The sequence below is a fragment of the Paracoccus rhizosphaerae genome (assembly GCF_026162645.1).
Lineage (GTDB): Bacteria > Pseudomonadota > Alphaproteobacteria > Rhodobacterales > Rhodobacteraceae > Paracoccus > Paracoccus rhizosphaerae.
Map to the genome: position 1 here is coordinate 31904 of NZ_JAOTBE010000012.1, position 18187 is coordinate 50090.

The window sequence follows — 18187 nt, forward strand, 5'->3', positions numbered from 1 at the left end:
AACGCAAGATGACCGGACTGGATCTTTCCACCATTCTGCCCGAGCTTCTGCTTGCGATCTATGCCCTGGCGGCGCTGCTGGCAGGGGCCTATTTCGGCAAGGACCAGATCGCACGGCCGATCCTGTGGGCCAGCGTCTTGGCGCTGCTGGTGGCGGGCATGTATGTCGGCGTTACCGACAGGCCGCAGCAGGGCGCCTTTTTCGGCATGTTCATGGACGACGCCTTCGCGCGCTTCGCCAAGGTCACGATCCTGCTGTCCGCGGCCGCCGTCCTGGCGATGAGCGCCGAGTACATGACGCGCCACGGGCTGATGAAGTTCGAATATCCGATCCTGATGGTGCTTTCGACCGTCGGCATGATGCTGATGGTGTCGGCGGGCGATCTGCTGACGCTCTACATGGGGTTGGAGCTGCAGTCCCTCTCGATCTACGTTTTGGCCGCCTCGCGCCGCGAAAGCGCCAAGTCGTCGGAGGCAGGCCTCAAGTACTTCATCCTGGGGTCGCTCAGCTCGGGCCTGCTCCTCTATGGGGCGTCCCTGGTCTATGGCTTCGCGGGCACCACCAGCTTCGCGGGCATCATCACCGCCGTGACGTTCGGCGCGCTGCCCCTGGGGCTGCTCTTCGGTCTGGTGTTCCTGCTGGTCGGACTGGCGTTCAAGGTGTCGGCGGTGCCGTTCCACATGTGGACCCCGGACGTTTACGAAGGTGCGCCGTCCCCGGTGACGGCCTTCATGGCGACCGCACCCAAGGTCGCGGCCACTGCGCTGATCGCCCGTCTGATGTTCGACGCCTTCGGCAACGTTCCCGCCGACTGGACGCAGATCATCGCGGTACTGGCGGTGCTGTCGATGTTCCTCGGCTCGATCGCCGGGATCGGACAGCGCAACGTCAAGCGCCTGATGGCCTATTCCTCGATCGCGCACATGGGTTTTGCGCTTGTCGGGCTTGCGGCTGGTACGGCCGTTGGTGTGCAGGCGATGTTGATGTACATGGCGATCTATGCCGTGATGAACATCGGCACCTTCGCCTTCATCCTGTCGCTCGAGCGTGACGGCCGCCCGGTCACGGACCTGGCCAGCCTGCATCGTTTCGCCCAAGGCGAGCCGCTGAAAAGCTTCGCGGTCCTGTTCCTGATGTTCAGCCTGGCGGGCGTCCCGCCCTTCCTGGGCTTCTTCGCCAAGTACGGCGTCCTGCTTGCGGCGGTCGACGCCGGAATGTCTTGGCTGGCCGTGCTGGGCGTCATCGCCTCGGTAATCGGGGCGTTCTACTACCTCCGCATCGTCTACTACATGTTCTTCGGCGATGAGGCCGAGCCGGTGATCAGCCGGATGGGCGCGGTGCAGTATGCGGCGCTAATGGTCCCCGCTGCAATCCTGCTGTTGGGCGCCATCACCATGGTCGGCGTCGACGAGGCCGCGGCCGTCGCCGCGCAGTCGCTGGTCGATCCGCTTGTGGTGGTCGATCCCACCATCGTCGTCGAGCCGGCTGCGGTCGTTGTCCAGTAACCCGGTCACAGGTAACTGGCCGGAGGGCGTGGCGCGCCACGTCCTCGACCGCGTGGACAGCACCAACTCTCATGCCATGCGGCTGGCGCTGTCGCTGACGGGGCCGGCCTGGATCTTGGCGCGGCGGCAAGAGGCCGGGCGTGGCCGCCGCGGCCGGGCCTGGGCCGATCCACCGGGCAACTTCGCTGCATCGCTGGTCATGCGCCCGACGGGAAACCCGGCCGAGGCGGCGAGATTTTCCTTCGTTGCCGCGCTGGCGGTTCACGACGCGCTGCGGACCCTCGGCGGTCCCAGTCTGAACCTTGCACTGAAATGGCCGAACGACGTGCTGCTGAACGGCGGGAAGCTGGCAGGCATCTTGCTGGAGAGCACCGGCGCCGGCGGCCAGGTGACGACATTGGTCATCGGCATCGGCGTCAATCTTGTTGCCGCGCCGGATGCTGCGCTGGTGGAAGCCGATGCGCTCCGCCCGGTCAGCCTTGCAGGAGAGACCGGCCTGCAGATCGCACCAGAGGATCTGCTGGATGCGATCGCGGCCGCCTTCGACGTCTGGCAGCGGCAGATGGAGGCCTTCGGCTTCGGCCCCATCCGGAACGCCTGGCTGGCCCGCGCTGCGAAACTGCGCGAGACCATCACCGCCCGAACCGGCGCGTCCGAGACGCAGGGGCGGTTCGAAGGCATCGATGAAAGCGGCGCCTTGATCCTGACGACCGCAAGGGGGCGACAGGTCATCGCGGCCGCAGACGTCCATTTCGGCGGATAGACCCATGCTGCTCTGCATCGACACTGGCAACACGAACACCGTCTTCTCGATCTGGGACGGCACCCGCTTCCTCGCGCACTGGCGCATCAGCACCGATCACCGGCGCACGGCTGACGAATACTACGTCTGGCTTTCCACGCTGATTGCTGTCCAGAAGTTCACGCTGCAGATCGACGCCTGCATCATCAGCGCCACTGCGCCTCGGGTGGTCTTCAACCTGCGCGTCCTCTGCAACCGCTATTTCGAGACCCGCCCTCTGGTTGTCGGCAAGCCCGACTGCCTGCTGCCAGTCCCGCCGCGAGTCGATCCGGGCACGACCGTCGGCCCCGACCGGCTGGTGAACACCGTCGGCGCCTATGACCGGCACGGGCCCGACCTGATCGTGGTCGACTTCGGCACGGCCACCACCTTCGATGTCGTGGATGTCGACGGCGCCTATATCGGCGGCGTGATCTCTCCGGGCGTAAACCTCTCGCTCGAGGCGCTGCACATGGGCGCGGCCTCTCTTCCTCATGTCGATGTGACCATGCCGCAGAGCGTCATCGGCACGAATACGGTTGCATGTATCCAGTCAGGCGTGTTCTGGGGATACGTCGGTCTGGTCGACGGTATCGTGGACAAGATCCGCGCCGAGCGCGACCGCCCGATGAAAGTGATAGCCACCGGCGGGCTTGCGCCGTTGTTCGATCAGGGGTTTGACCTGTTCGACGCCATAGAAGACGATTTGACGATGCACGGGTTGCGTCTGATTCACGATTACAACAAGGAGATGGGCAATGGCTGACCGCCTGATCTATCTGCCGCTTGGCGGCGCGGGCGAAATCGGCATGAACGCCTATGTCTATGGATATGGCGCGCCGGGGAAGGAACGGCTGATCCTGGTGGATCTGGGCGTGACCTTCGGGGACATGGATGCCAGCCCCGGCATCGACCTGATCATGCCGGACCTGACCTGGCTGGAGCAGAACCGCGACCGGCTGGAGGCGATCTTCGTCACCCACGGGCACGAGGATCACATCGGCGCCATTGGCCACCTGTGGGGCCGGCTGGACGTCCCTATCTATGCCCGCCGCTTCACCGGGACGCTGGTCCGCCTGAAGATGGAGGAGATGGGGCTGCCGGTCGAGGCGGTCAACATCGCCGATGCGCGTCCGGCAGTGACCCAGGTCGGGCCGTTCAGCGTCCAGTTCCTGCCGATCAGCCACTCGATCCCGGAAAGTTCGGCCCTGCTGATCGACACCCCGGCGGGTCGGATCGTCCACACCGGCGACTTCAAGACCGACGTCACGCCGGTCGTCGGCGACGCGTTCGATCCGGTGGGCCTGGCCGAGGTCGCGGCCGAGGGCGAGGGCGTGAAGGTCCTAGCCTGCGACAGCACCAACATCTTCTCGACCCATCCCGGCCGCTCCGAGGCGCTTCTGGCCACGCCGATCCTGGAATGGGTCATGGCGCAGCCGAACCTGGTGGTGGCGACGACCTTTGCCAGCAACATCGCGCGGCTGAAGACGCTGGCCGATGCCGCCAAGGCATCGGGGCGCAGGATCTGCCTGCTGGGCCGCGCGATGCGGCGCATGGTCAGCGTCGGGCTGGAGAGCGGCGTCCTGAGAGAGTTCCCTGACACGATTGGCCCCGACGAGGCCGCCAAGCTGCCGCGGAGCGAGGTTCTGCTGCTGGTCACCGGCAGCCAGGGCGAACGCCGCGCGGCCAGTGCGCAGCTGTCGCGGGGCCGCTATCTGGGGCTGTCGCTGAAGGAAGGCGACAGCTTCCTCTTCAGCTCGAAGACGATCCCCGGCAACGAACGCTCCGTCGGCCGGATCATGAACGCGCTGAGCGAGATCGGCGTCGAGGTCTATGACGCCGACGACGGCCTCTTCCACGTCTCGGGGCACGCGAACCGTCCTGACATCGAGGCCATGCACGACATCCTGAAGCCCCGGATCGTCGTGCCCATGCACGGAGAGCACCTGCACCTGCGAGAGCATGTGATGCTGGCGCGTGCCAAGGGCATGGCCGCCGAAATCGCGGTGAACGGTGCCGTGCTGGACCTGACGGGAACCACGCCTAAGGTCGTCGATCATGTGGAAACCGGGCGCCTCTACCTCGACGGCAACGTCTTGATCGGCTCGATGGACGGCGTCGTCCGCGACCGGATCCGCATGGCTTTGAACGGTCATGCGACCGTCAGCGTCATCGTCGACGAGGACGACAACGCCCTTCCCGATGCCTGGGTCGAGCTGATGGGTCTGGCCGAGCGCGGCCGCAGCGGCGCCGATCTGGTCCGCCAGATCGAAAGCGAGCTCTCTGATTTTCTGGAGCGCGCGGACGCCCGGACCGTGCGCGACGACGGCAAGCTGGACGAGGCAATCCGCAAGATCGCCAGGCAGGTCGCCATGGAGGAGATCGGTAAGAAGCCTGAAGTGACCGTGATCATCAGCCGGCTGATGGCAGACTGATCCGCCACGCCTGCGACGGTCCGCACATATCCTGCGGGGGTCCGGGGGCGCAAAGCCCCCGGCGGCCGCGGGACGCAAACAGCGCCCCTTGTATTCGCCAGCGCCTTGCGGCTATGCGCAGGAAATGAGCGACACACCGAAATCAAGCTTCGATCCCGATCCGCCGCGCCGCAACTTCTACGGCCGCCGGCACGGCAAGACCCTGCGCCAGAGCCAGAAGGGCTACCTGTCCGAGGATCTGGGCGACCTGCGACCACGCGGGATCACCGTCGAGGAAAATCCCGAACGTCGCCACATCGACCCGCAGGCCATCTTCGGCGACGACCGGCCGGTGTGGCTGGAGGTCGGCTTCGGCGGCGGTGAGCATATGGTGCACATGGCCGCAACCTATCCCGACATCGGCATCATTGGCTGCGAGCCGTTCATCAACGGTGTCGCGATGCTGCTGGGCAAGATCAGGGCAGCCAGGGTCTCGAATGTCAGCGTGCATCCGGGCGACGCACGCGACCTGATGGACGTCCTGCCAGACGCCAGCATCCAGCGCGCCTTCCTGATGTACCCCGACCCCTGGCCCAAGGCCCGCCATCACCGCCGCCGCTTCGTGACGCCAGAACACCTGCTGCCGCTGGCGCGCGTGATGCAGCCGGGTGGGATATTCCGGGTCGCCAGCGACATTTCGGACTATATTCGCCAGGCACGGGAAGAGGTCCCGCCCGCCGGTTTTGAGACGATCCTCGACACCGACCAGGCCTGGGACGACTGGATCAGCACCCGGTATGAACAGAAGGCCCTACGCGAGGGGCGGGTGCCCCATTACGTAACCTTCCGCCGGCTTTAACCGCGGCTACTCGACCGTTACAGATTTCGCCAGGTTGCGGGGTTGGTCCACGTCCGTGCCCTTGGCGACGGCGGTGTGATAGGCCAGGTACTGCATCGGCACGGCATACAGGATCGGCTGGAAGACGCCGCCGCCCGTCGGCAGGGCCAGGGTCGCCGTCACGCCGTCGCCAGCGGCGGCGATGCCGGCAGCGTCCGAGATCAGCAGGATCCTTCCGTTCCGGGCCATCACCTCCTGCATGTTCGAAATGGTCTTGTCGAAGAGCGCGTCATGCGGCGCCAGCACCACCACCGGCACGTCGCCGTCGATCAGCGCAATGGGCCCGTGCTTCAACTCTCCCGAGGCATAGCCCTCGGCATGGATGTAGCTCAGCTCCTTCAGCTTCAGCGCGCCCTCCAGCGCCACGGGGTAAAGCGCCCCGCGCCCGAGGTAGAGAACGTCGCGCGCCTGCGCGAGCCAGGCCGCCTGCGTGCGGCAATCATCCGTCAGCGCCAGTGCCTGCGCCAGCAGCGCGGGCACCGCGCGCAGGTCGCGCAGATGCGCGGCCAGCCCGGCACCGTCGATCCGGCCCCGGTCATGCGCGGCCTTCAACGCCAGCACGCCCAGAACAGCCAGCTGGCAGGTGAAGGCCTTGGACGAGGCCACGCTGACCTCGATCCCGGCCAGCGTCGGCAGCGCCGTGTCGCTGTCGCGCGCGATGGCCGAGGTGCCGACATTGACCAGCCCGACCGTTCGCGCCACCCGGCCACGGGCATAGTGCAGGGCGGCCAGCGTGTCGGCAGTCTCGCCCGACTGGCTGACGGCAACGAACAGGCTGCGATCCGACAGCGGCGGCTCGCGATAGCGGAACTCGGAGGCGACGTCGATGTCGCAGGGCAGGCCGGCCAACTGCTCGAACCAGTATTTCGCGACATGCCCCGCCAGATGCGCCGTGCCGCAACCGACCAGCGTCACGCGGTCCAGCGCAACGAAGTCCAGGCCCTCGGGCAGGACGATGCGGTCGCCCTTGACGTAATGGTTCAGCACGTCGCCAATGACCACCGGCTGTTCGGCGATCTCCTTGGCCATGAAATGGCGATGACCGCCCCTGTCGATGATCGTGGCGCCGACGTCGATGCGCGCCACCGGGCGGTCCACCGGCTGGCCGGCGGCGTCCCAGACCTGCACACCGGCACGGGTCAGGACGGCATGGTCGCCGTCCTCCAGATAGGTGATGCGGTCGGTGAAGGGCGCCAGAGCCACCGCGTCCGAGCCCAGGAACATCTCGTTCTTTCCGTGACCGATGGCCAGCGGGCTGCCGCGCCGGGCGGCGATCATCAGGTCGCCCTCGCCCTCGAACAGGAAGGCCAGCGCGAAGGCGCCGTGCAGCTGCGACAGCGTCGCGCGGGCGGCCTCGACCGGGCCCATGCCCTGGTCCATGTGATGCGCGGTCCAGAGCGCCACGGTCTCGGTGTCGGTCTGGGACTGCGGCTGGATGCCCAGGTCGGCCAGGCGGGCCCGCAACTCGCGAAAGTTCTCGATGATGCCGTTGTGCACGATGGCCACGCGGCCCGACTGATGCGGGTGGGCATTCACCTCGGTGGCAGCGCCGTGGGTGGCCCAACGGGTGTGACCGATGCCTGCCTGGCCGGGCAGCGGCTGGTGGACAAGCCGGTCCGACAGGTTGATCAGCTTGCCCACGGCGCGCCGCCGGTCCAACCGCCCCGAGGCATCCACCGTCGCCACGCCGGCGCTGTCATAGCCGCGATACTCCAGCCGCTTCAGCGCATCTACCAGCAGGGGCGACACCTCATGGCTGCCCAGAATCCCGATAATGCCGCACATCAGCGTGTCTCCTTCTTCAGGCGCAGCGCCGCCATCAGTCGCGTGGCGAGGCCGGGTTTCGTGACCTGACGTGCCCGTCCTAGGGCCAGTGCGCCGTCCGGCACGTCTTCGGTGATGGTGCTGCCCGATCCGGTCATCGCATCCGCACCGACCGTCACCGGGGCCACCAGCATGGTGTCGCTGCCGATGAAGGCGCGCGGCCCGATGGTGGTGCGGTGCTTCATCACGCCGTCATAGTTGCAGGTGATGGTGCCCGCGCCGATGTTCGTCTGCTCGCCCACATGGGCGTCGCCCAGATAGGTCAGGTGGCCGACCTTCACGCCCTCGTCAAGGACGCTGTTCTTGATCTCGACGAAGTTGCCGACATGCACGTCGCCGCCGAGTTCGGCGCCCGGACGCAGCCGCGCGAAGGGACCGACCGTGGCGCCCGAGGACACGTGGCAGCCTTCCAGATGGCAGAAGGGCAGGATCTCGGCGCCGGATTCGACGGTGACACCGGGGCCGAAGACGACGTTCGGGCCGATGATCGCGTCGCGGCCGATGACCGTGTCCAGCGCCAGGAAGGTGCTGGCGGGGTCGATCAGGGTGACGCCGTCCTCCATCAGCGCGGCGCGGGCGCGGGTCTGGAAGGCGGCCTCGGCGGCGGCCAGTTCGCCGCGGGTGTTGATGCCAAGCGTCTCGGCCTCGTCGCAGATGATCACGTCGGCCTGCGCGCCCTCGGCCCGGGCCAGCGCCACCAGGTCGGTCAGGTAGTATTCGCCGGCAGCGTTCTCGTTGCCAAGGCCCGCAATCAGCCGGCGCAGCAGCCCGGCATCCAGTGCCATCACCCCGGAATTGCACAGCACGATGTCACGGGTGGCCTCGTCGGCGTCCTTCCATTCGACGATCCGCTCCAGCCCCTTGTCGGTGACGACAAGGCGGCCATAGCGGCCCGGATCGGCGGCCTCGAAGCCCAGCACCACCATGTCGGACCGGTGCCCCGCCAGCGCGGCCAGTGTATCGCGGCCGATGAAGGGCGTGTCGCCGTAAAGCACGATCACCCGCCCCTCGAACCCTTCCAGCGCGGGCAGGGCCTGCGCGACGGCATGACCGGTGCCGAGCTGTTCGGCCTGCAGGACGGTCGCGGCGTCGGGGTCAAGCTTGGCCACCGCTCGGGCCACGGCGTCAGATCCGTGGCCTGTGACGACGACGACCTGTTCTGGGTCCAGGCTGCGGGCGGCGGCCAGCGCATGGCCGACCAGCGGCACGCCGCCAAGGCGGTGCAACACCTTGGGCAGGTCGGACTGCATCCGGCTGCCCTGACCCGCCGCAAGAACCACCACCGCCAACGCCGCATCCGACATGCCCGACCCCACGAGTTGTTTGCTTATCGTTCGCCCGCGTTCTAAGCGGGGACGGGCGCAGGCGAAAGAGGCTGTCTCTTCACCTTTGTTTTCGGTTCATTGCGGAGGATGCGGCTTGGCGGGCACGGTGGTATTCGATCTGGACGGCACGCTGGCGGACACGTCCGGCGACCTGGTGGGGGCGGCCAATGCCTGCTTTCGCGCACGGGGTCTGGGCGACCTGCTGGACCCGGTCGAGGATGCGCTGATCGCCTTCCATGGCGGCCGCGCGATGCTGCGCGCGGGCTATGGGCGCATGGATGCCGACACCCTGCTGCCGCCCGGCGCGGAGGATGAGGATTATTATCGCCTGTTGGACAACTATGCCGACAAGATCGCCGAACATACCCGGCTTTATCCGGGGGTCGAGGCGGCCTTGGACCGGCTGGCCGAGGCCGGGCATCGGCTGGCGGTGTGCACAAACAAGCCCGAGGGCCTAGCCGAGACGCTGCTGAGAGAGATGGGGATCCGCGACCGGTTCGCCGCGATGATCGGCGCCGATACGCTGCCAGTCAGGAAGCCAGACCCGCGCCCCTATCAGGCGGCGGTGGAACAGGCAGGGGGGCAGGTGCAGCGGTCGTTTCTGGTGGGCGACACCGAAACCGACCGCAAGACGGCGTCGGCGGCGGGCGTGAAGGTTGCTCTGATCGCTTTCGGTCCTGAGGGCGAGGCGATTTCACGCCTGGCCCCGGAGGCGCTGCTTGAGTCGTTCGACGACCTGCCGGACCTCGCGCGGGACTGGCTGGGCTAGCCTCGCGCCGCGCGATTACATCGCGTCGTCCTTTTCCGCCTGATCGGCCGGGCTTGCGTTCAACTGGCCGTAATTCTGGGCGCCGATCGACTGGTAGAGGTCCAGCTGCGTTTCCAGGAAGTCGATATGACCTTCCTCGTCCTGGATCAGCTCCTCGAAAAGGATCTTGCTGGCATAGTCGCGGACGGATTCGCAGTAGTCGCGCGCCTCAATGTAGAGGTTGCGGGCATCATGTTCCGCCGCCAGGTCGCTTTCCAGCGTCTCGTGAAGGTTCTGGCCGATCCGCAGCGGGTCCAGCTTCTGCAGGTTCGGATGGCCTTCCAGGAAGATGATTCGCTCGATCAGGCGGTCGGCGTGGTGCATCTCCTCGATGGATTCCTCGCGCGACTTCTTGGCGATCTTGCCGAAGCCCCAGTCCTCCTGCAGCCGATAGTGCAGCCAGTACTGACTGACCGCCGTCAGCTCAGACCGCAGTGCGGCGTTGAGATATTCGATGACCTTGGCGTCGCCCTTCATGGGTGGCATCCTTCTTGCTGTCTGTTCTGGCCCGCAAAATCGGCGGTGCGACGCCCAGCTTATCGCAGGTGCGCATGGTGTCCAGAAAGAGCGGCATGCAGCCGCCGCAATCGGCGCGTTTTCCCAAGGCGTGATAGATCTTGCCTGGCGTGATGATCGTCTGCGGGTCGGCTGTGCGCATCCAGTCGATGGCGGCGCGGATGTCGTGGTCCGAGATCTGGGTGCAGTGGCAGACGATCATGGCTGGCTCCCTGTTCAAATGTTACCTAGCATTTTTGTCGGCCATGTAAAGTCCGATGAATTTGGTGGGGCATCACGGGTCCTTGACCTTGCGCGGGGTCGGACGCAGAAGCCGGATCATGAAACTCTCGGATTTCGACTTCGACCTGCCAGACCACCTGATCGCGACGCGGCCGGCGCGGCCGCGCAGCGCGGCCCGGCTGCTGCTGGCCGAGGGCGGCGCCATCGCTGACCGCCGCGTCAGCGATCTGCCCGACATCCTGCGGCCCGGCGACGTGCTGGTGCTGAACGACACCAAGGTGATCCCGGCGCGACTGACCGGCACGCGCACCCGCGCCTCGGCACAGGGGGACGCGACCGCGAAGATCGAGGTCACGCTGCTGGAGCCTGCCGCCGAAGGGTGGCAGGCGCTGGCGAAACCCATGCGAAAGCTGCGCGTGGGCGAGGTGATCAGATTTGGCGACGCCCTATCGGCCGAGGTGGTCGAGATGGGGGCGGCGGGGCTGCGGCTGGTCTTCGACGCGACCGGCGATGCCTTCGACGCGGCGCTGCAGACGGTCGGCGCGATGCCGCTGCCGCCCTATATCGCCTCGCTGAGGGCGCCGGACGAGCAGGACCGGCAGGATTACCAGACGATCTGGGCTGCGCGACAGGGTGCCGTGGCCGCGCCGACCGCCAGCCTGCATTTCGATGCTCCCTTGCTGGACGCGCTGGAGACGCTGGGGGTCGAGTTCGTGCATGTCACGCTGCATGTCGGCGCCGGCACCTTCCTGCCCGTCAAGGTCGACGACGTGACCACCCACCGGATGCACGCCGAGTGGGGTGAGATCGGCGCCGATGCGGCCAACGCGATCAACCGCGCCAAGGCCGAGGGGCGGCGCGTGATCCCGGTCGGAACCACGGCGCTGCGGCTGATCGAATCGGCCGCCGACGGTCCCGGCCGTGTGGCGCCCTTCGAAGGCACGACCGATATCTTCATCTATCCGGGCTATCAATTCCGGGTGACCGACGGGCTGATGACCAATTTTCACCTGCCGAAGTCGACGCTGCTGATGCTGGTCTCGGCGCTGATGGGGCCGGAAAAAATCCGCCAGATCTATGGACATGCAGTCGCTGACGGTTATCGTTTCTTCAGCTATGGCGACGCGTCGCTGCTGATCCCCTGAGGTCGGATTCCCGCTGGCATCCCGCCCGCGCCGGGACTAGGGCTGGGTCATCGACCCTCCCCCGACCCAACGTTGAGACGAGACCGCGATGATATCGGTGTTGCGTACCACATGGCCGCTGCTTCTGGGCATCCTGCTGCTGATGGTCGGCAACGGGATGCAGGGTACCCTGTTGGGTATCCGCGGGGGCATCGAGGGAATCCCCACCTTCCAGATGTCGATCGTCATGACCGGGTATTTCGGCGGCTTCCTGCTGGGCAGCCTGACGGTTCCTGACCTGATCAAGAACGTGGGCCATGTCCGCGTCTTCGCGGCACTGGGGTCGCTGATCTCGGCTACGCTGATTTTGTTCCCGATCGAGCCGCACTGGCTGGTCTGGACCTTCCTGCGCTTCCTGATCGGCTTCAGCTTTTGCGGCGTCTATGTGACTGCCGAAAGCTGGCTGAACACCGGCTCGACGAACGAGAACCGGGGCCAGGCGCTGTCGGCCTACATGATCGTGCAGCTTCTGGGCATCGTTACCGCGCAGGCGCTGCTGAACGTCGCCGATCCGGCGGGCTTTCTGCTGTTCGTGATCCCGTCGGTGCTGGTGTCGCTGGCCTTCACGCCGATCCTGCTGTCGGCCCAGCCCGCCCCCCAGTTCGAGACGATCAAGCGGATGTCCTTCCGCCGCCTCTATGAAGCGTCGCCCCTGGGCTGCGTGGGCATCTTCCTGATGGGCGGCGTGTTTGCGGTGCTGTCGGGGATGTCGTCGGTCTGGGGGGCGCAGGTCGGGCTGTCGGTGGCCCAGATCTCGCTGTTCGTGGCGTCGGTCTATGCGGGTGGGCTGATCCTGCAATATCCGATCGGCTGGATTTCGGACCGTTATGACCGGCGCAAGCTGGTGCTGATGCTGTCGGCCGTGGGCGGCCTTTGTGGGCTGATCGTGATCGCCGCGCAGCCGGGCACGGTCGGGTTGGTGATCGCGGGCGGTATCATGGGCGGCGTCGCGAACCCGATCTATGCGCTGCTTCTGGCCTATACGAACGACTATCTGGACCAGTCAGACATGGCCGCGGCCTCGGCGGGTCTGCTGTTCATCTATGGCATCGGCAGCATGGGCGGGCCAATCATCACCGGCTGGCTGATGGGCACGATCGGCCCCGACGGCTTCTGGATCTACATGGGCGTGCTGATGGCGCTGCTGACGGCCTATGCCGGCTGGCGGACCACGCAGCGCCGCGCGCTGACGCCCGAGGAGCAGGGCAGCTTCGCTGTCATCACCCCCAACGCGACAACCCTGGCCGTCGAGGCGGTGCTGGACGACGCGCAGTCCAGCCCCGAGGAGGTGCCCCAGCCCGAGGTCGAGGAGGAACCGCGCCGGATCAACCACGGCTGAGCCACGCTTGCCGCCCTGCGGCAAATCGTTTAACGCTGAACTATATTTTCAGTCAGCGGGGGACGTGATGGCCCAGAATTTCGACATGGTGGTGATCGGCGCCGGACCCGGCGGCTATGTCGCCGCGATCCGTGGCGCGCAGCTGGGCCTGAAGGTGGCCTGTGTCGAGCGCGAGCACTTGGGCGGCATCTGCCTGAACTGGGGCTGCATTCCAACAAAGGCAATGCTGCGCAGCGCCGAGGTGTTCCACCTGATGCACCGTGCCAAGGATTTCGGCCTGAAGGCCGACGGCATCGGCTATGACCTTGACGCGGTGGTGAAAAGGTCGCGTGGAGTTGCCAAGCAGCTGTCTGGCGGGATCGGGCACCTGTTCAAGAAGAACAAGGTCACCACGATCATGGGCGAGGCGAAGCTGGCCGGGAAGGGCCGCGTCACCGTCAAGACCGACAAGGGCACCGAGGAAATCACCGCGAAATCCATCGTCCTGGCCACCGGCGCACGCGCCCGCGAACTGCCGGGGCTGGAGCCTGACGGCAAGCTGGTCTGGAACTACAAGCACGCGCTCGTGCCGCCGCATATGCCCAAGAAGCTGCTGGTCATTGGCTCGGGCGCCATCGGAATCGAGTTCGCCAGCTTCTTCAACACCTTGGGCGCCAAGACGACCGTGGTCGAGGTCATGGACCGCGTCCTACCGGTCGAGGATGCCGAGATCAGCGCCTTCGCCAAGAAGCAGTTCGTCAAGCAGGGCATGACGATCCTGGAAAAGGCCGGCGTCAAAAAGCTGGACCGCAAGGGCGATACCGTCACCGCCCATATCGAGACCGGCGGCAAGATCGAGACGCAGGAGTTCGATACCGTCATCTCGGCCGTGGGCATCGTGGGCAACACCGAGGGCTTGGGCCTGGAGGAGGCCGGCATCAAGGTCGACCGCACCCATGTCATCACCGACGAATACTGCCGCACCGGGGTCGAGGGCGTCTATGCCATCGGCGACCTGGCGGGCGCACCCTGGCTGGCGCACAAGGCCAGCCATGAAGGCGTCATGGTCGCCGAGCTGATCGCGGGCAAGCGCCCGCACCCAATCAAGCCGGGCAGCATCGCCGGCTGCACCTATTGCCAGCCGCAGGTCGCCAGCGTCGGCCTGACCGAACAGAAGGCGAAAGAGCAGGGGCTGGACATCAAGGTCGGCCGCTTCCCCTTCATCGGCAATGGCAAGGCCATCGCCCTGGGCGAACCCGAGGGCATGATCAAGACCATCTTCGATGCCAAGACCGGAGAGCTTCTGGGCGCCCACATGGTCGGCGCCGAGGTGACCGAGCTGATCCAGGGCTATGTCGTCGGCCGCCAGCTCGAGACGACCGAGCAGGACCTGATGGAGACGGTTTTCCCGCACCCGACCCTGTCCGAAATGATGCACGAGGCCGTTCTGGACGCCTACGGCCGCGCGATTCACTTCTGAGGGTGACGGGGGCCTGGTGCCCCCGTTTCCTTTTCAGCGGCACAAGGCGGTGATGTCAGTCGGTCGGCGTCAGGACGGTGACGCCAACCGCCGCCGCGCGGGCAAGGTCGGGGTCCAGCGACATGCCGACATATTCGCCGCGTCGCCACAGGCCCGCCATGTCGTCATAGTGACGCGAGAACGGGTGGCCTGACTGACCCGTGGACGTGATGAAAACCGAGCTGTCGGGGTCCGCCAGATCATAGACACCGCGATAGCCAGCCCCGCTGACGGCTTCGAAGGGTTGCGGGCCGGTGGCCAAAAGGCCGGTGCGGGCAACCGTGAACTCTCCTCCCGAGATGGACTGCGTGATGTTCACGATCCAGCCGAGCGCCGACAGGGCGCCAAGTCCGGGATGGATATGGCGTGCCTGGTGCGCGTCGCCCCAACGCCAGCTGGCCACGTCGCTGCCATAGCGCGCCGACAGGTCCAGGATCGCGCGGTCCAGCGACTGCCGCGCGATCAGGGCGCAGTCCTCGGTCACGGCGCTCTGGATGACGTTGCACCAGGCCCCTGCGCCGCCGCTGTTGCGGAAGACGCTGTCGATGAAGCCGGGCTGCAGTTGCGTGATGTCATCGGCCAGGGGTCCCAGCTCGTCCCGGATCAGCCTGTCCTGAAGCGCCGACATCCATGCGACATAGATCAGCGGTTCGGGCAGGTGTTCGTTCATCGCGCCGTCCCATTCGGCCAGCAGCGTCAGCGCGTCCTGACGCTGACGTTCCGGCGTGCCGGGGGCGGCGGGTTCGCCCGTGAACCACAGATCCGCCCCCACCAGCGGCAGAAGCGCCCGCGCCGCCGGGCTGACGACGTCCAGCTGCGCCGCAATGAAGCTGTCGCGAGAGTGGACGTCGCGGTCGCCCAGCAGCTTCTCGAGCCGCTTGTGCCGCATCCCGAGGGCGGGGTCCTCATCGGTGTCGAACGCCAGGGCGACGGCCGGTCCCTGAGGCTCGGCCGCGAGAGAGGTGGCGCCGAGCCAGGCGGTCTCGGGCAGCCAGCCGGGCGAGGGCATGGCGCCCGCGGTCGGGTGGTTGCCGCCACGTTCCGGCGCCGCGCCCGCGGCCAGCCTCAAAACCTGCTTCCTGTCGGCCAGGGTCACTGTCAGGGCAGGCGCCACGATGCCCGACAGCGCGCGGCCGGCCTCGGCCGCCGTGTCCGACCGCATGAGCGCCATCAGCGACGACATCGTCGTGTCCTGCCGCGAGAGGCCCGTCCAGCGGAGTGCCGCGACATGGCCGATAGGGATCACGTCGGCCAGTCCGGGATCCAGCGAGGACAGGACCGGGCCGTTCTGCGTGGCGCGCAGCGTGACCGTCCGGGCACCGCCGTCCAGCACGCGGATCGTCTCGGTCCGGGTCTCGAACTCGGTCCAGCCGCGTGGTCCGCGATACCGGTTGGTGTTTCCGGGCTGCACTTCCTCGATCGCGATGTCGGCGTCGTCGATGTGCAGGGGCGCGATCCCCCACGAGAAGGCCGGGCTGCGTCCCGACAGGACCAGCGGCATGCCGGGAATGGTGGCGCCGATGACGCCGCCGCCCTGAAGCTCGATCCGGGCGAGATAGAAGAGAGACGGCGCCGTCAGTCCTGTCTGCAGATCATTCGCCAGAAGCGAACCCTCCGCCGCAGTGCGCTGCGGACCTGCGCCAAAGACGTTCCCACCGACCGGAAGGGTAGGGCTCAGGAAGGTGCCCTGGTTGCGAACCGCGTCTGGATCGCGCCGCCGTTCTGGAATTCCAAGACGCCGGTCCGGGAAGATCGAGCTGTAGCTGGGCAGGTCGCTCGGGACGCCCGGCCCGTCGATCAGCTCGGGGCCGCGTTCGGGCCAGGCCAGGGACAGGCGCGCGCGCAGGATCTCGTCCGCGGCGGCGGTGGTGCTGCTGGCGGCCAGCAGCTTCAGGATGGCGATCGAGTCGGCGGGCTGCCAAAAGGTGATCACGTCGGGATAGAGGAAGAACTCCGGCGCGCCCCTGCCCATCGCGCCTTCGTTCACAATGCGAATCCACTGGTTCACACCGTCTGCATAGGCGCGCAGCGCAGCCTTGGTGGCATCGTCCTGCACGTCGAAGGATGCCTGCGCCGAACGATAGATCTCCAGCCGCCGGACCAGCACGTCCGCGGCCAGGGCTTGCGGGCCCTGAACCTCGGCCATGCGGCCTTGGGCGGCGCGTCGCAGCAGTGTCATCTGGAACAGCCGGTCCTGGGCATGGACCAGGCCAAGTGCGAAGAACGCGTCCGTGTCGTTCCTGGCGAAGATGTGCGGGACGTTTTCGGTCGACCGGACGATCTCGACCGGGGAGTCGAGGCCCTGAACGCTGAACCGGCCATCATAATTGGGCAGAGACCGCATTGCAAAATACCACACCAAGCCAGCGGATAGCACGATCAGGATCATCAGCCCGACGGTTAGCCGCAAGAGCCAGCGAAACAGGGTCAGCATATCGGGCAAGTCCTCGGGCCGGGTCGCGGCACGGGTTGACCCGGCCGCGCATGGGTGGTGGTGTGCTGCATAGGACAGCCGCGCCGCCAATTCAACGCGCGGCGACAGCGTGATCGGCAGGAGAAAAGCGATGGCTGCAGCGGCGTTTCTGGGACTTGGCGTGATGGGTTTTCCGATGGCCGGCCATCTGGCCAAGGCGGGGCACCAGATGACCGTCTTCAACCGCAGCCCGGCGAAGGCGCAGGCCTGGTCCGAACGTCACGGCGGCCGTCACGCCGCTACCCCACGAGAGGCGGCCGAGGGCGCCGAGTTCGTGATGGCCTGCGTGGGCAACGATGACGACCTGCGCCAGATCTGCCTCGGCCCCGACGGCGCGTTCGCCGGGATGTCGAAGGGCGCGGTCTTCGTCGACCACACCACGGTTTCGGCCGAGGTCACGCGAGAGCTGGCCCAGATCGCGCACGAGGCCGGCTTGGGATATGTCGACGCGCCGGTGTCGGGTGGGCAGGCCGGGGCAGAGAACGGGCAGCTGTCGATCATGTGCGGCGGCGATGCGGCGGATTTTGACCGCGCGGCGCAGGTGATCGGCGTCTATGCCAAGATCTGCCGTCGCATGGGTGCGGTCGGGGCGGGGCAGCTGACGAAGATGTGCAACCAGATCGCCATCGCGGGGCTGGTGCAGGCACTGTCCGAATCGCTGGCCTTCGCGCGCAAGTCCGGCCTGGACACGGCCGCCGTGGTCGAGGTGATCAGCCAGGGCGCCGCGGGAAGCTGGCAGATGGTGAACCGCCACGCCACCATGGCCGAGGGTCATTTCGAACACGGCTTCGCAGTCGACTGGATGCGCAAGGATCTGGCTATTTGTCTGGCCGCGGCAGACGAGGTGGGAGCCTTATTGCCCGTCACCGCGTTGGTCGATCAGTTCTACAAGGACGTCCAGCTGATGGGCGGCGGCCGGTGGGATACCTCGGCGCTGATCGCGCGGCTGGTCGACTGAACGCGGAAGCTGGGTCGCCTGCGGCCGCTGTCCGACAGCTGAGAAGGATGACCTGCGATGACTGAACGGACCCTTAGCGGCAAGATCGAATGCGACATCACGGGCGTCAGCCAGACCGAGGTCGAGGGCGAGATGACGGTGAACGACGACATCCTCAGCGCGCAAGGAACGATCCAGCCCGGCGCGCTGGTTTGGTTTGCGGACATGATCGCCACCTGCCTTGTCCTCGGAGGAGAGCAGCCGCAGGAAGAGGTCGACAGCGTCCCCGAGGCGATCACCATCAACGCGCAGGTCCTGTCGAACCGTAGCGGCGGCGTGCTGACCGCACGGGCACGATGGCTGCGGCGCGAAAGAAACGTGTTGACCGTCCGCACCCAGGTTCGCAACGCCGAGGGCGACATCCTGCTGGACCTGACCTCAACCCATATCGGCGCCCGCTGAT

The 18187-nt window shown here is 66.7% G+C and carries 16 protein-coding genes; 11 read left to right on the forward strand and 5 right to left on the reverse strand.

The features are described 5' to 3' along the window. Window positions 1-8 precede the first annotated feature (8 nt). The 5 genes from nuoN (at window position 9) to trmB (ending at window position 5559) form a co-directional block, all read left to right on the forward strand. Window positions 9-1505 (forward strand): NADH-quinone oxidoreductase subunit NuoN, encoded by a 1497-nt coding sequence (gene nuoN / locus OC184_RS06775; RefSeq protein ID WP_265506421.1) that lies wholly within the window; start codon window positions 9-11, stop codon window positions 1503-1505. Window positions 1506-1533: 28 nt separating this feature from the next. Further along, complete coding sequence (locus OC184_RS06780; protein WP_265506422.1) at window positions 1534-2268, forward strand: biotin--[acetyl-CoA-carboxylase] ligase; 735 nt, start codon at window positions 1534-1536, stop codon at window positions 2266-2268. A 4-nt stretch (window positions 2269-2272) separates the two neighbouring features. Beyond that, window positions 2273-3052: a type III pantothenate kinase gene (locus tag OC184_RS06785; protein WP_265506423.1), complete on the forward strand. Its 780-nt coding sequence runs from the start codon at window positions 2273-2275 to the stop codon at window positions 3050-3052. Continuing rightward, on the forward strand, window positions 3045-4721 hold the full coding sequence (locus tag OC184_RS06790) for a ribonuclease J (RefSeq protein WP_265506424.1): 1677 nt from the start codon (window positions 3045-3047) through the stop codon (window positions 4719-4721). The genes OC184_RS06785 and OC184_RS06790 overlap by 8 nt, the downstream gene beginning before the upstream one ends. A 124-nt stretch (window positions 4722-4845) precedes the next feature. Next, window positions 4846-5559, forward strand: a complete 714-nt coding sequence (gene trmB / locus OC184_RS06795) for a tRNA (guanine(46)-N(7))-methyltransferase TrmB (RefSeq protein ID WP_265506425.1) — start codon at window positions 4846-4848, stop codon at window positions 5557-5559. A gap of 6 nt (window positions 5560-5565) precedes the next feature. On the opposite strand, the gene glmS is transcribed toward trmB, so the two are convergent. Both glmS and glmU read right to left on the reverse strand, forming a co-directional pair. After that, window positions 5566-7383, reverse strand: coding sequence for a glutamine--fructose-6-phosphate transaminase (isomerizing) (glmS, locus tag OC184_RS06800; protein WP_265506426.1), 1818 nt, complete (start codon window positions 7381-7383; stop codon window positions 5566-5568). Next, entirely contained in the window at window positions 7383-8726 is a 1344-nt protein-coding gene (gene glmU, locus OC184_RS06805; RefSeq protein WP_265506427.1) for a bifunctional UDP-N-acetylglucosamine diphosphorylase/glucosamine-1-phosphate N-acetyltransferase GlmU, read from the reverse strand. The genes glmS and glmU overlap by 1 nt, the downstream gene beginning before the upstream one ends. A 115-nt stretch (window positions 8727-8841) precedes the next feature. Here glmU and OC184_RS06810 point away from each other — a divergent pair, with 115 nt between their 5' ends. Next, window positions 8842-9516 (forward strand): HAD-IA family hydrolase, encoded by a 675-nt coding sequence (locus tag OC184_RS06810; protein ID WP_265506428.1) that lies wholly within the window; start codon window positions 8842-8844, stop codon window positions 9514-9516. Window positions 9517-9531: 15 nt separating this feature from the next. On the opposite strand, the gene bfr is transcribed toward OC184_RS06810, so the two are convergent. Together bfr and OC184_RS06820 are read right to left on the reverse strand one after the other, a co-directional pair. Continuing rightward, complete coding sequence (bfr, locus tag OC184_RS06815) at window positions 9532-10032, reverse strand: bacterioferritin (protein WP_265506429.1); 501 nt, start codon at window positions 10030-10032, stop codon at window positions 9532-9534. After that, window positions 9980-10273 (reverse strand): (2Fe-2S)-binding protein, encoded by a 294-nt coding sequence (locus OC184_RS06820; RefSeq protein WP_265506430.1) that lies wholly within the window; start codon window positions 10271-10273, stop codon window positions 9980-9982. The genes bfr and OC184_RS06820 overlap by 53 nt, the downstream gene beginning before the upstream one ends. A gap of 118 nt (window positions 10274-10391) precedes the next feature. Here OC184_RS06820 and queA point away from each other — a divergent pair, with 118 nt between their 5' ends. From queA to lpdA, 3 genes are all read left to right on the forward strand, one after another. Beyond that, entirely contained in the window at window positions 10392-11438 is a 1047-nt protein-coding gene (queA, locus tag OC184_RS06825; protein ID WP_265506431.1) for a tRNA preQ1(34) S-adenosylmethionine ribosyltransferase-isomerase QueA, read from the forward strand. Window positions 11439-11526: 88 nt separating this feature from the next. Further along, window positions 11527-12816, forward strand: a complete 1290-nt coding sequence (locus tag OC184_RS06830; RefSeq protein WP_265506432.1) for an MFS transporter — start codon at window positions 11527-11529, stop codon at window positions 12814-12816. A 67-nt stretch (window positions 12817-12883) separates the two neighbouring features. Further along, window positions 12884-14275, forward strand: a complete 1392-nt coding sequence (gene lpdA / locus OC184_RS06835) for a dihydrolipoyl dehydrogenase (protein ID WP_378927260.1) — start codon at window positions 12884-12886, stop codon at window positions 14273-14275. Between the two features lie 55 nt (window positions 14276-14330). Here lpdA and OC184_RS06840 read toward each other — a convergent pair whose 3' ends face one another. Next, window positions 14331-16748 (reverse strand): penicillin acylase family protein, encoded by a 2418-nt coding sequence (locus OC184_RS06840; protein WP_265506434.1) that lies wholly within the window; start codon window positions 16746-16748, stop codon window positions 14331-14333. Window positions 16749-16878: 130 nt separating this feature from the next. On the opposite strand from OC184_RS06840, the gene OC184_RS06845 reads away from it, so the two are divergent. Together OC184_RS06845 and OC184_RS06850 are read left to right on the forward strand one after the other, a co-directional pair. Next, entirely contained in the window at window positions 16879-17745 is an 867-nt protein-coding gene (locus tag OC184_RS06845; protein ID WP_265506435.1) for an NAD(P)-dependent oxidoreductase, read from the forward strand. 57 nt (window positions 17746-17802) lie between these two features. Next, the gene (locus OC184_RS06850; RefSeq protein ID WP_265506436.1) at window positions 17803-18186 is read left to right on the forward strand and encodes a PaaI family thioesterase; all 384 of its coding nucleotides are present in this window, start codon (window positions 17803-17805) and stop codon (window positions 18184-18186) included. Window position 18187 lies beyond the last annotated feature (1 nt).

Excerpts from the sequence above, each read along its gene's own strand:
- nuoN (WP_265506421.1), top strand. The coding sequence starts at position 9 with ATGACCGGACTGGATCTTTCCACCATTCTGCCCGAGCTTCTGCTTGCG.
- OC184_RS06785 (WP_265506423.1), top strand. The coding sequence starts at position 2,273 with ATGCTGCTCTGCATCGACACTGGCAACACGAACACCGTCTTCTCGATC.
- OC184_RS06790 (WP_265506424.1), top strand. The coding sequence starts at position 3,045 with ATGGCTGACCGCCTGATCTATCTGCCGCTTGGCGGCGCGGGCGAAATC.
- trmB (WP_265506425.1), top strand. The coding sequence starts at position 4,846 with ATGAGCGACACACCGAAATCAAGCTTCGATCCCGATCCGCCGCGCCGC.
- glmS (WP_265506426.1), bottom strand. The coding sequence starts at position 7,383 with ATGTGCGGCATTATCGGGATTCTGGGCAGCCATGAGGTGTCGCCCCTG.
- glmU (WP_265506427.1), bottom strand. The coding sequence starts at position 8,726 with ATGTCGGATGCGGCGTTGGCGGTGGTGGTTCTTGCGGCGGGTCAGGGC.
- bfr (WP_265506429.1), bottom strand. The coding sequence starts at position 10,032 with ATGAAGGGCGACGCCAAGGTCATCGAATATCTCAACGCCGCACTGCGG.
- OC184_RS06820 (WP_265506430.1), bottom strand. The coding sequence starts at position 10,273 with ATGATCGTCTGCCACTGCACCCAGATCTCGGACCACGACATCCGCGCC.
- queA (WP_265506431.1), top strand. The coding sequence starts at position 10,392 with ATGAAACTCTCGGATTTCGACTTCGACCTGCCAGACCACCTGATCGCG.
- OC184_RS06830 (WP_265506432.1), top strand. The coding sequence starts at position 11,527 with ATGATATCGGTGTTGCGTACCACATGGCCGCTGCTTCTGGGCATCCTG.
- lpdA (WP_378927260.1), top strand. The coding sequence starts at position 12,884 with ATGGCCCAGAATTTCGACATGGTGGTGATCGGCGCCGGACCCGGCGGC.
- OC184_RS06840 (WP_265506434.1), bottom strand. The coding sequence starts at position 16,748 with ATGCTGACCCTGTTTCGCTGGCTCTTGCGGCTAACCGTCGGGCTGATG.
- OC184_RS06845 (WP_265506435.1), top strand. The coding sequence starts at position 16,879 with ATGGCTGCAGCGGCGTTTCTGGGACTTGGCGTGATGGGTTTTCCGATG.
- OC184_RS06850 (WP_265506436.1), top strand. The coding sequence starts at position 17,803 with ATGACTGAACGGACCCTTAGCGGCAAGATCGAATGCGACATCACGGGC.